15 protein-coding genes, 1 tRNA gene and 1 riboswitch are annotated in these 14,151 nt (G+C 45.3%); of the genes, 10 read left to right on the plus strand and 6 right to left on the minus strand.

What is annotated here, in order from left to right; translation table 11 throughout:
• Positions 1 to 45: 45 nt before the first annotated feature.
• Entirely contained in the window at positions 46 to 594 is a 549-nt protein-coding gene (locus AC4E8D_RS10795) for a GNAT family N-acetyltransferase (RefSeq protein ID WP_221823548.1), read from the plus strand.
• A 192-nt stretch (positions 595 to 786) separates the two neighbouring features.
• Positions 787 to 1,917 carry a glycosyltransferase family 4 protein gene (locus AC4E8D_RS10800; RefSeq protein WP_221823387.1) on the plus strand — a complete coding sequence of 377 codons (1,131 nt, stop codon included), beginning with the start codon at positions 787 to 789 and terminating at the stop codon, positions 1,915 to 1,917.
• A gap of 135 nt (positions 1,918 to 2,052) precedes the next feature.
• Here the strand turns inward: AC4E8D_RS10800 and AC4E8D_RS10805 are convergent, their stop codons facing one another.
• Positions 2,053 to 3,108 carry a YkvI family membrane protein gene (locus tag AC4E8D_RS10805; protein ID WP_221823389.1) on the minus strand — a complete coding sequence of 352 codons (1,056 nt, stop codon included), beginning with the start codon at positions 3,106 to 3,108 and terminating at the stop codon, positions 2,053 to 2,055.
• Between the two features lie 204 nt (positions 3,109 to 3,312).
• On the opposite strand from AC4E8D_RS10805, the gene AC4E8D_RS10810 reads away from it, so the two are divergent.
• From AC4E8D_RS10810 to AC4E8D_RS10825, 4 genes are all read left to right on the plus strand, one after another.
• A complete protein-coding gene (locus AC4E8D_RS10810) occupies positions 3,313 to 3,894 on the plus strand; it encodes a xanthine phosphoribosyltransferase (protein ID WP_490206216.1) in 582 nt (193 codons plus the stop codon).
• A 97-nt stretch (positions 3,895 to 3,991) separates the two neighbouring features.
• A complete protein-coding gene (locus AC4E8D_RS10815) occupies positions 3,992 to 4,321 on the plus strand; it encodes a hypothetical protein (RefSeq protein ID WP_074094470.1) in 330 nt (109 codons plus the stop codon).
• Between the two features lie 119 nt (positions 4,322 to 4,440).
• Positions 4,441 to 4,659, plus strand: a complete 219-nt coding sequence (locus AC4E8D_RS10820) for a hypothetical protein (RefSeq protein WP_036609613.1) — start codon at positions 4,441 to 4,443, stop codon at positions 4,657 to 4,659.
• Between the two features lie 141 nt (positions 4,660 to 4,800).
• Positions 4,801 to 5,130, plus strand: coding sequence for a carboxymuconolactone decarboxylase family protein (locus AC4E8D_RS10825; protein ID WP_017689352.1), 330 nt, complete (start codon positions 4,801 to 4,803; stop codon positions 5,128 to 5,130).
• Between the two features lie 73 nt (positions 5,131 to 5,203).
• Here the strand turns inward: AC4E8D_RS10825 and AC4E8D_RS10830 are convergent, their stop codons facing one another.
• Positions 5,204 to 5,668: a C40 family peptidase gene (locus tag AC4E8D_RS10830; RefSeq protein WP_036609611.1), complete on the minus strand. Its 465-nt coding sequence runs from the start codon at positions 5,666 to 5,668 to the stop codon at positions 5,204 to 5,206.
• A 5-nt stretch (positions 5,669 to 5,673) separates the two neighbouring features.
• A riboswitch (cyclic di-AMP (ydaO/yuaA leader) is annotated at positions 5,674 to 5,805 on the minus strand.
• 418 nt (positions 5,806 to 6,223) lie between these two features.
• On the opposite strand from AC4E8D_RS10830, the gene pelA reads away from it, so the two are divergent.
• Together pelA and AC4E8D_RS10840 are read left to right on the plus strand one after the other, a co-directional pair.
• Positions 6,224 to 7,186, plus strand: a complete 963-nt coding sequence (gene pelA, locus AC4E8D_RS10835) for a pectate lyase (RefSeq protein WP_313771489.1) — start codon at positions 6,224 to 6,226, stop codon at positions 7,184 to 7,186.
• A gap of 178 nt (positions 7,187 to 7,364) precedes the next feature.
• Positions 7,365 to 7,449 (plus strand) — tRNA-Leu (locus tag AC4E8D_RS10840).
• A 145-nt stretch (positions 7,450 to 7,594) separates the two neighbouring features.
• Here the strand turns inward: AC4E8D_RS10840 and xynC are convergent.
• On the minus strand, positions 7,595 to 9,289 hold the full coding sequence (xynC, locus tag AC4E8D_RS10845) for a glucuronoarabinoxylan endo-1,4-beta-xylanase XynC (protein ID WP_260632896.1): 1,695 nt from the start codon (positions 9,287 to 9,289) through the stop codon (positions 7,595 to 7,597).
• Between the two features lie 453 nt (positions 9,290 to 9,742).
• On the opposite strand from xynC, the gene AC4E8D_RS10850 reads away from it, so the two are divergent.
• Complete coding sequence (locus tag AC4E8D_RS10850; RefSeq protein ID WP_397376285.1) at positions 9,743 to 10,537, plus strand: divergent polysaccharide deacetylase family protein; 795 nt, start codon at positions 9,743 to 9,745, stop codon at positions 10,535 to 10,537.
• On the opposite strand, the gene AC4E8D_RS10855 is transcribed toward AC4E8D_RS10850, so the two are convergent.
• On the minus strand, positions 10,512 to 11,255 hold the full coding sequence (locus tag AC4E8D_RS10855) for an N-acetylmuramoyl-L-alanine amidase family protein (protein WP_339307799.1): 744 nt from the start codon (positions 11,253 to 11,255) through the stop codon (positions 10,512 to 10,514). The genes AC4E8D_RS10850 and AC4E8D_RS10855 overlap by 26 nt on opposite strands.
• 195 nt (positions 11,256 to 11,450) lie before the next feature.
• On the opposite strand from AC4E8D_RS10855, the gene AC4E8D_RS10860 reads away from it, so the two are divergent.
• The gene (locus tag AC4E8D_RS10860; protein WP_221823397.1) at positions 11,451 to 11,669 is read left to right on the plus strand and encodes a YqzE family protein; all 219 of its coding nucleotides are present in this window, start codon (positions 11,451 to 11,453) and stop codon (positions 11,667 to 11,669) included.
• 125 nt (positions 11,670 to 11,794) lie between these two features.
• Here AC4E8D_RS10860 and AC4E8D_RS10865 read toward each other — a convergent pair whose 3' ends face one another.
• Both AC4E8D_RS10865 and AC4E8D_RS10870 read right to left on the minus strand, forming a co-directional pair.
• The gene (locus tag AC4E8D_RS10865) at positions 11,795 to 12,745 is read right to left on the minus strand and encodes a hypothetical protein (protein WP_339307801.1); all 951 of its coding nucleotides are present in this window, start codon (positions 12,743 to 12,745) and stop codon (positions 11,795 to 11,797) included.
• Between the two features lie 210 nt (positions 12,746 to 12,955).
• On the minus strand, positions 12,956 to 14,149 hold the full coding sequence (locus AC4E8D_RS10870; protein WP_490206217.1) for a YqhG family protein: 1,194 nt from the start codon (positions 14,147 to 14,149) through the stop codon (positions 12,956 to 12,958).
• Positions 14,150 to 14,151: the final 2 nt, after the last annotated feature.

Consider the following 14,151-nt stretch of genomic DNA (forward strand, 5'->3'; position numbering starts at 1 on the left):
GTACCATTAGTTTAACAGAGATCAGGAAGCGGAAGGAGAACAATGATGCACTCATTCAGGATCAGTAGCGAATATATTAACGATGGTTTTCAAGCGGTTCAGGCGAAGCCGGAAGATACGGAGGATGTGATGTCGCTGCTGGTGGAGACAGCCGAGTGGTTACAGAGCCAAGGTTCTTCCCAATGGAACGCTTTGCTTAAAGGTGAAGATTCACATGATACGGCAGGGGCAATCCGGCGTGGGGATGTGTTTGTATTTAAAAAAGGAGCGGACGTAGCGGGGATGGTCATCCTTTTGGTTCAGCCAAGCCCTTGGGATATTCATCTTTGGGGTTCAAAAGCTCATGCCGAGGATGGTGCAATTTATCTGCATCGGCTAGCGATTCGAAGAAAATATGCTCAGAGCGGTCTCGGACGGTCCATTTTGCAATGGTCCAGCAGCGGCATACATTTTGAAGGCAAACATACTGTTCGGTTAGATTGCGGAGCGAGCAATGCTACGTTGAACGCCTTTTACGCGCGGAACGGGTATACTTTTTTGGAAGAGACCGATGGTTACAGTACATATGAGAAGCCCGTGGAGCTACGGAGCTGAAATTCTGGTTATCCAATGAATATGTTGACGACAAGCGCGAGTGGTTGACTGCTGGATTAAAGCTTTTACTTCTGAGGGGAACGTTTCATGAATATGTTGTATATACGAGTTATCGTAATATAGATGTTCCGGCTTCCCTATGTCATAATGGATAGTGGAGCATTACGTAAGTTAGAAAGGGGGAAACTAACGGTGAGATTGCTGCAGGCGCTTTTCTTTCCTCCGGAGCAGCCCGGAGGTGTATCCTCTATGATTCCGTATATGCAAGAGAGATTTACAACCCCGAGGTGGGAAATGGATCTATTCTCGTTGCCAAAGCGAATTCGCAATAAGGGCAGAGAGGAAGTTCAGTTCGAAACGTTTGATTGGACGGAGTATCAGGATAGTCCTGTTGTCCAAAAATATATTCAAACTTATCGTGATTATCTATGGTGGACCAAACTGCGTATTCAGAAGCCCTATGATCTGATCCATGCCCACCACCCAATTGCAGGACTTGCGATGAAAACGGTTTTCCCGGATACACCCCTCATTCAGACGATACACTCCAGTTATGAACGAGAATTAATCCTTAATGGACGCATTGAAACGGATGGACCGGAGCATCGATTCCTGCTTGCGATATATGGTGAGCTCGAACACCAGGCAGAGCGCCTCTTAACGGTGTCGGATTCGTTCCGTCGTTATCTGGCTCCCTACGTGAAGGAACCTGATGTCATCGGTGTGATTCCCAATGGATTTGATGAGAAGCGGTTTAAGCCGATTCCTCATGATAATGCGATACCACAACTGGTCACGGTATGTCGGCTTGTTCCGGCAAAAGGGTTGGATATTCTTTTCAAAGCTTGTGCGGAACTGAAGGGCCGAGGTCATGATTATGTGTTACATATTATTGGAGATGGACCGATTCGTCCTGATCTGGAAGAATTGGCGCAACGATTAGGGATCTATAATGAGACCATTTTCTATGGTTATACACTGCACCCTGAGGAATTCATGCCATTCTTTGATATTTTTGTACTTCCTTCACGGGCAGAAGCATTTGGTTCTGTCTTCGCTGAAGCGGCGCTGAGTTGTCTTGCCCTTGTGGGTACGGATGTAGGTGGAATACCTGAACAGATCGAGAACGGTAGCAATGGGTTGCTTGTACCGGCAGAAGATCCTTCTGCATTAGCTGAAGCGCTTGAAAAAGTGATGCTGGACCCGGCTTATCGTTATGAACTTGCCCGTTCGGCGTGTGAAAAAGCCAAAACACATTACTCGCTTGGCAGATCGGTCAATGAGTTAAAAAAGATGTATCTACAGTTTCCTAGCAAAGCTTAAAACGTAGAGCAAAAAGTGCGAGCCGCTGTGATAAACAGCGGCTTTTTGTCATGTTTAAGGAAAGAGTACCTGCGATGACTTGTGGTTATGAGGCAAACAGATGCTCATATTCATGAAGTACATGGACCGTGAGATTTATATATTGTTGCGTCTACGAAAGGCGCCCCAGCGGTTCAGTACCAATTTGGCAGCCCAGATTAATGCCATACTTCCAAAGATGGGGTAAAGGATGGACAGCAGGGAACTGAATCCAAACTGACTGAGTGAGTAACACAACATCATAATGGTTAATGTAATGAAACGGGGATGGACACGTATATGTTGGCTGAGTTGCAAGGTCATTCCATAGATATCGGCTACAAAGGTACTGAATATTTCCATGAAAATAAGGGATACATATACAGATTGCACTGCCCATCCAAGTTGAAAGGCAATGCTGCCCATCGGGATTTCGAATTGAATGATGCCGGGCATTTGGGCTGACATGGCAAAATGAGCTGCCATCAGCATGAAACCTACGCCAATTCCACCCAATACTCCACCCCACTTCAGCACATTCCGACTACGAATCTGGTTACCTACAGGCACAAGAACAGCTTGAGCCAACACCAGATTGAATGAAGTATACAACAGTGGAGACAGCCACACTTGAATAGGGTTTGAATCTGTCGTCAGTGTGATGAATCGGGAAGCACCTGGATGATGGATGGTACTGGTGATCATGAGCAGAGATAACAGGAGCATCATGGGCACGACAATGCTATTCATTTGTAGGATGGCCTGAATGCCTCGACCGAGAAGCAGATATGACCCTACAAGTGTGACGATCAGACCTGTCTGATAATGCAAACCCAGATGTTCAACAAAAACGGAACCTGCTCCGGCAAGCATGACACTGTTCACGCCAATGAGAATGAGAAGGGTCACCCAGGTGATCCATTTGCCCGCCTTGTGGCCGAATAAATGTTTGTTCAGATCCTCATAAGAGCGGGAACCGGTATCGTGAGCGATCAGCATCATTTTGGTACCTAACCAGACAAAGAGCATGGTGGATAAGCCTATGGTGACGGTGGCCCATTTGCCATACTGGGTAAAAAACTGCAAAATTTCCTGCCCTGTAGCGAAGCCAGCTCCAACAACCGTTCCGATGTATGTAAATGCGATCTGCAGCACCCGAAATGCCTGTTTCATGTGTTTCCCCTCTCAGGCCCCTGTATAGTTTGGACATGCGGGTACCATGGTACAAGGTATGCTTGACCCACGAAAGTCATGACAATCGATAATGAGCTTTGGCTTGAATTGTGTCTCAAGGACAGCGCCCAGGCAATTTCGCTTGAACTTATAGATAGATATATGATACTTTTACCTCATAGGATAGGCTTGGGAGGTCAAATCATGGAATTATTGAAACAACGAATTTTACAAGAAGGTGTGGTTATCTCGGATCAAGTATTAAAGCTGGATGGTCTGTTGAACCACCAGATTGATCCTGCATTAACGATGGAGATGGGACGTGAGTTTGCTGCCCGTTTTCGTGAAAGTGGAGTAACTCGAGTAATCACGGTAGAATCCTCAGGGATTCCGGTTGCGTTTGCCGCAGCCTATGAACTTGGGGTGCCCCTTGTATTCGCCCGTCGCAAAAAAACACTTCTGGCTGATCCTGATGCTTACTGTGAACGTGTACCGTCCTTTACCAAAGGAATTGTAACTGACATTATGGTATCCCGCGAGTTCATTCATGAGAATGACCGCATTTTGTTCATTGATGATATTATTGCCAATGGAGATGCCGCTCGTGGCGTCATCAAAATTATCGAGCGTTCCGGTGCGGAACTTGTCGGATTCGGCGTTGTGGTCGAGAAAAGTTTCCAAGCAGGGGCACACACGATTCGTGAACAGGGTATTCCGGTGGAAGCCTTGGTACGCATTCGTTCCCTGAACGATGGTACGGTACAATTTGACGATAACGAAATGTGACATTTTAAAGGAATAGGGCCTATTTTTTGAACTATGCCTTTGCATGACCGCAGATTTCATTTATAATGGGGTTATGTTAGGGAGAGGAGGCAACACCATGGGGAACCAACTGGCAACAGAACAATTTTTTAATGATAAGCTGGCGGAATCGAAAGTTCATTTTGAACGTGCCCTGGATTGTAAACATACGGAATTCGATGACCTTTATCCCTATATGATTGAACATCCTCAATTTTTCTGGTACAAACGCTATGTTGCCTGGTCAGAATTACTGACGATTGTAGGCTTGTGCGAAGAGTTGTCCTTCTCTTGGAAAGAACAATTTACACCGCATCAAGTGGAGTACCTTGAAGAACGTGTGATGTCCGCCAAAGTGCTTGATTTTTGGTTTGAGAAGAACGACAGCAAAGAGCACGCGCAGCGGTAACTTTCAGTCGGGACATAATTTCGAATGACATGACAGTCCAATACAGTCACGTGAGACCTAAATGACTTTTCATTTAGGTCTCTTTTTGTAAATAAATTTGAAATATAGGAGCCATGAATATGATTAGTGATACAGAATTGGACGCTCTGCGTCTGTCAGGTGAGAAAGTTAGAGTAGTACGGGACGAGCTGGAATCGAACGACGTGAAGGGGATTGTGGTTGCCTGGGATGGCGAGCAGGTACTTATCCGTCGTCAGAATCGACGTGTCGTTAAGCTGGACCGAGGTTACAGCTATCAGCTGTTCAGCGAGCCGCGCCAGAGTCCACTTAGTGAGTAACAGCTTATAATTATGGCAGAGCCATGAGCGTTAAATGTTTGGAATTACCATGATTTCTTGGCATAATTGACTCATTCGGGAGAGAAGATAGGTACAGTGAGGAAGATCTGTAACTATAGCCGAGAGGGTGTGCTACAAGCGATGACATTGATGAATGATAAAGTTCATGCCTACAAGGATCAGATTGGAGCATTAAGCGATGTACTGCCAGGTGTGGTGAAGTCATATCATGAGTTTACCGGAGAATGTTTCCAACCTGGCGTGATTGATGCGAAGACAAAACAGCTAATTGCGCTTGGGATTGGATTGTTTGCCAACAATGAGGTATGTACCTTCTACCATGTAGAAGAAGCCCGTGCTAAGGGTGCAACAGATCAGGAGATTATGGAGACCGTTGCGGTGGCCGGAGCTGTTGGAGGAGGACATGCACTGTCTCAGGGTGCGATGCGAGTGCAGAAGGCGCTGCATTAGTAAGTAATGCAACATACATTTTTAAGTACAAAAAAGGCATCCGGTTAATAACCGATGCCTTTTTGTATGTGAATTACATTTTACCCAACATTTTATCATACATAAACTGTCCAGTTACCCGACGTGCTGTTACATAGCGGTCATTAAAGTATGGATTCGATAACTTTGTGATGCTTACACCTTTACTGCTGGAGGCATGAGCGAATTGTCCGCCGCCGATATATACACCTGTATGTGAAATGCCTTTGCCTGTTGTATTAAAGAACACCAGATCACCTGTCCGAACATTGCTCTTGGATACAGGCGTACCTGCTTTGGCTTGCTGCTGAGAAGTACGTGGCAATTCAATGCTGTATTTGTTGAAAAGATATCTCATAAAACCAGAACAGTCGAAGCCGGCTACAGTTGTGCCACCCCATTTGTAAGGTATACCTGTCATGTTGTTCACTACGGAGTTGATACTGCTTGCCTCTGTGCTTGTTGCCCCGGATGTAAATAATACAGCTGCTCCAAAAATGGAGATAATCAGTTTTTTCAAAATCAATGTTCTCCCTTCGATGCCTACGGAGTTAGCTAAGGGTTCGGTAGAAGGTTCCCTATATTTCCTATGTATAAGAATAATTCACCCAAATTGGTTCCCCCGTTTTCAAACATGAAACTCGGCAATGAATAATTAAGTTTTTGTAACTATTTGAAACTATATTGCATAAATGCGTAATTGTCAAACCTATTTAAAACCCTTCGTAATACCTCAATGTTAGCGGAATTAAGGTTTTTATATGAAAGAAGGGATCAAGTTTGGGTATCATTCATGACAAAAACGTCATTATTGATTCGTTTAAGACGAATTTGGATAAATAAATAGGTTTGTCATGAGTTAAAAGAACTATCCCGTTATGTAGAATTAGAGAGATTATATTCATTAAGTTGCATATATTGACAAAAATCGATTTTTTGCATATTATCTGATTATCCAATCCACATATTGGATTAAAATTGATTTTATTATGTGATAAATACAAATAAAGGAGGTTTGGGGACGCGTATCATAGGTAAGTAAAAGTGGAAGATTTATAAAAACGAACATAGGAGAGTGTTACATTTGAAAGCGAAGAAAATAATTACTTTTGTCCTGGCATGCACGATGGTGTTCTCGGCAGTTGGAATGGCAGTTCTCCCTGTAGGGACGGTATCTGCTGCGGATGCATCGGGTACTACAGCGAGTATTTCTGATATTTTGAAGAACCAGCTGCCGGATGGAGGTTGGAGAAAAGATTATAAACAGACAAGTGGAGAGTGGGCGAAGTCCACGATCGACAACAAGGCTACATACTCAGAAATTAGAAGATTGGCGAAGGAATTTAAAAAGACGAATGATCCGCGTTACTCCACAGCTGCAATCAAAGGAATTAACTTTTTGATCAACATGCAGTATTCAAACGGCGGATGGCCACAAGTTTACCAAAGCTCCGGATATCACAAGCACATCACTTACAATGATGATGCCATGATTAATGTAATGATCATGTTGGATGAAGTAGCGACACGCAAAGGTGATTTCTCGTTTATCGACAGCACACTTGCTAACCGCAGTAAAAACTCAGTTGCCAAAGGTGTAGATGCAATTCTGAATACACAGGTTGTTTCAGGCGGTAAGCTGACAGCATGGGGACAACAACATGATTCCAGTTCTCTTAAACCGGCAAGCGCAAGAATCTATGAAGTACCATCACTGACGGCTGGAGAGAGTGTAACGATTGTTAAATTCCTGAAAACCAGACCTGCTACCGCTAAAATTACGGCATCCATTAAGGGAGCTGAAGCATGGTTTAACAAAGTGAAGATTACGGGTTACAAGTATGAAAGAGCAAACGGAGACAGCAAAATTATCGCTGATTCCAAAGCTGCACCGATCTGGGCTCGTTTCTACGAAGTGGGAACGGATAAACCGATCTTTATTGGTCGTGACGGGGTCGTTAAATACAAACTAAGTGATATTGATAAAGAAAGAAGAGGCGGTTATGCTTGGTACGGTAACTGGCCTTCCAAGCTGTAATTTGTATTATGTTTCCGTTATAATGAACCAAACTATTAGCAGTTAAAGGTAAAGCCCGAATCGAAATGGACGTCTGTTTCGATTCGGGCTTTATTGTAATTATTTTCATTGTTGACATGATAGATTCCACATGATATATTACTTCTTGTCGCCGATATTGATCACGGAGATACAATATGCGGTCGTGGCGGAATTGGCAGACGCGCACGGTTCAGGTCCGTGTGGGCTAACCCCCCGTGGAGGTTCGAGTCCTCTCGACCGCATCTAATAAAAATACTCCTTAAGTTAACGCTTAAGGAGTATTTTTTTGCATTTTTTGATATAACACTAACTTTAGACTCGAGTATCCAAGAGGTTAGTGCTTAGCTGCACGTTCAGCAAATGTCTTCCATCAGCCATACGGAACGTTTATTGTGCTGCGGTAACATTAACGCTATCAATATTCGGTCCTTCCGATCCAGTGGTAACCACTTTCAATGTATTGGTCCCCGTGTTCATGGGGACCTGTATTGTTTTTTCAACCCAAGTGGACCAGCTTCCCGTAGCTGGAAAGGGCTCGTTGCTGATGACTTTGGTTCCGTTCACAAAAATGTCGAGGTTCCGAGTGCCGCTTTCCAGCGCATAACGAAACTTTACGTTTTTGGTACTTGTTGTAGTGTTATTAATGCCGTTCCATTGAATGGTCGAACCAGTCATCGCATTGAAGTTAACATACCCGGAGCCAGTGTAACCGGGGTAGATTGTTTCAATGGCAGCTTCCGTAAGTGAGGTTCCGGTCTCTGCTTCATACGTAGTGCCACTGCCTGTATTCCCGCCGCTATTACCGCCAGTAACGTTGGCAACAAACGTTGTTACGCTCTGAGGTGGGAGCTGTGCCGTGAAGGCTCCATTGGATACAGTAAGCGGGGTTCCGCTTGCCAAGTTTCGACCGCTGTCTGTAATCCATGAGGACACAGTGGAGGCATTACCATTCTGCAGAACGAATTTTTGGCTTGTGGCTGAAGTTCCACGGTTAATTGCCACAACGACGACTTTGTTATCACCTTTATAGGCTGAGACAAATGTGTTCGTATCCGGATTTTTCGTTGCATCGACTCGCAGGTAGCCTGGACGAACGAATTTAGAGAAATGAGCCATATTATACCCGCGTTTGCTTATGGTACCGTCCTCTTTCATCGGACCATACTGTCTGCGGATGTACCACCACACATAGGCCTGGAAATCACCTTCTACCATGGCATTGTGCATGTGATAGGAAACGTCTAATGCTTCAGGCCAGCGGTCTGCTGAGTTGTTATCACTGTTTGGAACATACACCTCAGTCATCCACAGTTCTTTACCGGCTCCTTTTTGCTTAAAGAGAGGGTAGGCAAAATTCGAAATCTGTGTTCCATACGTATGCGCTCCCAGAATGTCCATGTTGGCAAGCGCCTGCGGATCATTCAGGATTGGGTCGGATATGTTCTTTAAGTACTGGAAGGATTCAGGCGCCATGACTTTGGTACCTTGAATGGACCCGGCATTTTCTTTCATGAATCGAAGGATCTCTTGTGGAGTCCACCAGGTCCAGTCATGAGCATAATCCGGTTCATTTTGCACAGAAATGGAATATAAATCTACGCCGTTATTTTTCATGTAGGTTACAAAGTCGTTCAGATGTTGCGCATAGGCGGCATATTTGTCGTATTTCAGGCGTTTGGCATTTGTGTCTCCATTGTGGTTGAACGTTTCAACCATGCTGCTTGGAGGATTCCATGGGGATGCGAATACGATAGCACCCTTTTCGATAGCCCGTTTGGCTGTGGCAACTTCACGGTACCAGTTATTAGAATCTGGATCGACGTAAATCCTGAGAATTGAGAAGCCTAACTGATTCTGATCATTACCAAAAGCAGTTTCACGTTGAGCGGGAGTCAGATCACCAATCCAGGCAGGAAGGTTAATGCCTCCAAAGCCCTTGATTAGCTGTTTTTCCGAGGACAAATTAATGTTGGCATCGCTGGCTGCTGACACATTTGTCGGGGTTAACATCAAAGGCAGAGCTGTTAAACAGGCCAAAAGAACATTAATCGTCTTTTTTAGTTTGAATTTCACTACTTTCATCCTCCTCGATAATAGTAAATGGTTACATAGAGAAACCGCGACCAGGGATAACAAACAAGAATAGCGGATTGTCTGGCATTTATTTTATGTAAACCCTTTCAAAACCTCCTTCCATAAATCATAGGAAAGAAATGCAGCACATAACCTCTTTCATTTGTTGATTCTACTAAATAATTCCTAAACTGAAAACCTGACAAATTACAGTATTTTTTCTAATTAATCTCTATTCTCTAACTGTTCAATGACAGTTTTTGTCTGAATGCAAAGGAGAAAACGGGAATGATGGGGATCTTCGCTTGAGACAGAGGTCTCCAATGGCGGGGATATTGTTATTAAGGAAGGCTTTGGCTTACATAATCCTCCCTTCATTATCAAACAATGAGATCACAGAAGTTACGGGGAGGAATCATGATGAAGGAACAGAGAAAGAATTATGGATTCATTGTAGGTATCATGGCATTTTTGATTGTGTTTTACGCAGGCATATCGGCAGGAGGGCCTACAGCGGCAGCTTCAGAGTCCCCATCGAATGACAAACGGTTAGCGATTATCATCGATGATGTTGGTAATGACATGAGGGGTACGGCAGAAATCCTGGCGATGCCAGTTAAATTAACGGTAGCGGTCATGCCTTTTTTGCCAACAACGAAGAAAGATGCGATAGCTGCACATGAAAAGGGGATGGATGTGATTGTGCATATGCCCATGGAACCCAAGAAAGGACGACCTGAATGGCTGGGCCCGGGTGCAATCACATCCAGTCTAACAGATGAAGAAGTCCGCTCACGCGTGGAGAAAGCGATTGATGATGTGCCCCACGCCATTGGCATGAACAATCATATGGGTTCCAAAATTACTTCGGACAAACGCATCATGTCCATTGTACTCGATGTATGCAAGGAGCGGGGCCTCTTCTTTGTAGACAGCCGTACGAACTTTCGCTCCGTGGTGGGGGAACTGGCCGTATCCAAAAATATGCCACCTGTAGGTAATGACATTTTCTTGGATGATCAAAACTCTAAGCAACACATTCGCAAACAACTGGATCTGGCTGCTCAGCGTGCGATCGATAAGAATATCTGTGTTGTCATTGGTCATGTCGGTCATTCGGGGATGAACACATCCGCAGTCATTCGTGAATCCGTCTCCCGTCTGCAAAATCAGGTTCAATTTGTGGGAATCGGTGATCTGGTTCGAGATGTGTGGCAATGGCATTCTGCTCCTACACTACCGACAGATAATAAATAATGCCATCGGCAATGGACTGGGCGATTCGTTTTTGCTCAGCGGGATCACTCATTCTGGCTCGATCTGTCGCATTGCTCAAAAATCCGGTTTCGACGATAACGGCAGGTTGTTTCACGTAATTCAATAAATAAAAGGGCTTGCCCCATACGATCCTGTGCTCCGTTCCGTACAACTTGTTCATGGCATCCTGAATGGATTGGGCCAGCAAATAACTCCTGCCTTCCTTCTGGTGTAGTACCACCGGGCCGTGTACATTCGATCGGGGACTCCAGTTCGCATGAATGCTGACCACGATATCTGTACTTACTTCTTCGCTAAGGCTTTTACGTTGGGCAAGATCTCTGGTATGACGGGAGCGGTTGTTCAGCCAGCGGTTCTCATCACTAAGTGCATAATCACCAAGTCGATTGATGATAACGGCATAACCTTTGCTGCGAAGCAGCAGATAGACCTTTTGGCTAATGGCCAGGTTGATATCTTTTTCCAACACACCTTGGGCTGACGTACCACCGTCAATACCGCCATGGCCTACATCGAGCAGGATAACCGGTGCTGCAAAGGCATGATGACTTGAGCGATATGCATCTCCATCGGTCACTGGTAGCATGGATGGACTGTTCTGGGACGGGGCTGCTTTTCCATAAGCCACATGGGGCAGCATGAGAAGGCAATGGAAGCTGATTAGCAAGGCTACCGAAGCGGTCAGCAGCTTATACATGGGAATACACACTCCTTCATGGAATAGGTATCGAATTTCAGATTAGTGACTCGATGGATACCTTTGGCATTAGACTGTGCATTCTGAGGGTTTTCATACTTCTTTAAATAAAAAAATGTTTAACCAGTCCACATCCTGCACACAATAGAACTATCGTAAGCTCCGCAAATGTGCAGGAGCGAAGGAGGCAGAATTATGGCCAAAAGTGATGAATTGGTAAAATACATTACGCAGCGTGTTGTTCATTATATCGATACACCGAAGGATGAGCGGAAAGGTCGCACCAAAAGGAAAGAGCCGTGGGCGATGAAGTGGTTTGGTATGATCCCTTTCGCTGTATCCCTGTGGGTGGGGAAAAAGGAAAAAGAATTCGATACAAAGTCTCATAAACGAAGTTCTTCGGGCAAAGGGTGACCATAGCTTACCTATTTCACTAATGTAAAACCAAAAGACGCAATCCCTTAATATAATGGGAAGGCGTCTTATTTGTTGTTTAACAGTTTATCTGACTGGACTGTATCTTAAGAGTTAGCTGATGATCAAGGATTTACGATGTAAAAATGGCCATCTTGCTGCAATGTGCTCAAAGGGACAAATCGTTGAATGGATGATTTTCCACCTAGCGCTACATATAGAATAGACTCTGCTACCTGATCAGTATGCCACAGCTGATACCCGCTAACAGGTAGAGGACCGCCATATACAACGTTACGATCACCCGCTGAGAAAACAATCTCTTGATTCTCCCCGTGTTGTATCACATCTTTTGCCCGGTCGGCATCAACAGGCTTGGAGGTAATCCACAACAGATTGTCAGTCGGATTAAAGACGGGTCGGAGATGAAGTGGGTCGACTGATAAAGATGGTGTTGTGGATAAATCAGTTATGCTGACAGAGGTCTGTTTGGAATCAGCCTCCAGCAGGTTCAGGAACTCTGACGGTAGTAAATCTCCGTTCGTAGCATCAATATAAAGTGCAGGATGGTTAGGTTGTTCCACTTTCCAATAAGCCAGCAGGGGAAGAGTATAACCAAGATGAAGCTCTCCTCCGCCAGCAAGTAATGCCTCAAGGTTCACATGTTGTCGATCCAAGGCTTGTCCAAGAAGTTCATTGTTGTATGGTGACTGTTCTCCATGACCATATTCACTAAGCATCATCTGACCCTGCTCTGTGACTGTAATAATCATATATCCGATCGGTTTGCCTTCAAACTCAGCTTGAACGAGCCAGCTATGTGTACCCGGACCCAGAGGGTAGAAGTCCAGGTCGGCGTTCTTCCAATGCGCTTCGGTATCAACTGAGCCAAGTGCAACAGCTTGTTGCTCTGCAAACCGTTGTACAGCAGCGGGAGCTAATTTGTCATTCTCAACGGCAAGATGTTCGGGACTATACTCTGTTGATGATGCGGGGGACAGTGAAGACGTTTCTTGTTCCTCTGCATTGGCTATCGACCAAAAAGAGAATAGGGCAAGACAACTGAGCAAGCCCAAGGTTATACAGGTTGTTTTCCGAGCGTTGTTCCAACACGTATGAAAGAATCGTTTCAAATTTACACCTACTTTTCATTTATCCGTTACCTGAGCGGCTCCTAGTTTCATTCTAGGGGACAGGCTATGCAAAGGTTGCCGCAACCTGTCGGGCAGCTGATCATGAATAAACACTACTTTTGCCAGCATTTGCAGGAAAAGTAGTGTCTTCGTCTATCTTAAGTGAAACATACCGCTGCTAATGGCAGTCACTTTCACTTTGGGTTCATATTGCCAGATCATCTCGGTCCGGCGTGTCTCATACTGCAATTTCATAGCTTCACGATCTATTACCGCCTGTTTTGTTTTCTCTTCTTCGGCATCTGTCTCGGAGTCGATCGGTACTGCGGTTTCTGCCGCCAGTTCTACATCTGCTCCAATGGGTTTAGCGTTAGTGATATCCAGAACTTTTTTCAGTGGTACAGGTGGCGTGCGGTTAGAATGGACATTCTCCGTGTCTGAGGTTGTCTTACCTGGTGATTCTACCTCAGGCGTATCTTCTCGGAGTACTGCTTCATAGTAGGTGTCCAACACGTCCAGCTCCAGATCAAGCCGCTCTTGGGCTTTCTCGGCCCAGCTATAATCGAGTTCCAGCAAGCGGTTTGTCAAATGAGATTCCAGAGCAGCTCCGGCGTCAAATATCGAAACTTTAGCTGTCTGCACATGCATGTTCTCCGCAAGTCTTGGACTGAGATCACGTCGGTTCAGCTTGGTGCCGAATTTCTCTATAATTTCACCCGAGCGTAGGGAGATGCCGAGAAAATGCAATTCCTCCCGTTTCAAATCACAGGCGAATTCCACCTTGAAACACACACCAAGCCAAGGCTCATATACGGCTGGCGCTGTAGCCCGCAATTGCCGTTTGGCAGCCTGTTCGAACAGATTCACGAAGGCACCGCCTTCACGGGCAGCGCCGAAAATCTGCTGGAGTCTGCGACTGCCGTACACCACTTCTTCACGTAATATTCGTCCTGGCCCCAGCTGTGGCAGTGATGGCGTAATACCGAAGTAACGGCCTAGAATAGTTTCTTTTGGTGGCTCGCCTTGAGGACTGCCGTTGGTTATGCCATTCGTTTCAGCAGGGTTAGGCACAACAGGAGGTGATGCTTGCGCAGCTTTGGCTTCTGCTGCTTCAATGGCCTGCTGATACCTGTCAGGATCAAATATAAATGTAAAGGACATCGTCTCAGCGGGTGCTCCGGTTCGTTCCACGAACCCCCAATAATAGGGGCGATTGGTCAACGCTTTGTCCGCCTCAGGCGAGAGTTTGACTGTAACATGGGCAGGGGAACTCTCCATAATCTGACAATCGAGTGCTTCCAGATAGGTGAGAACATATGCCTGCACTTCATGGGGAGACATGGTCATGA

The organism is Paenibacillus sp. SRL342 (genome assembly GCF_984798905.1).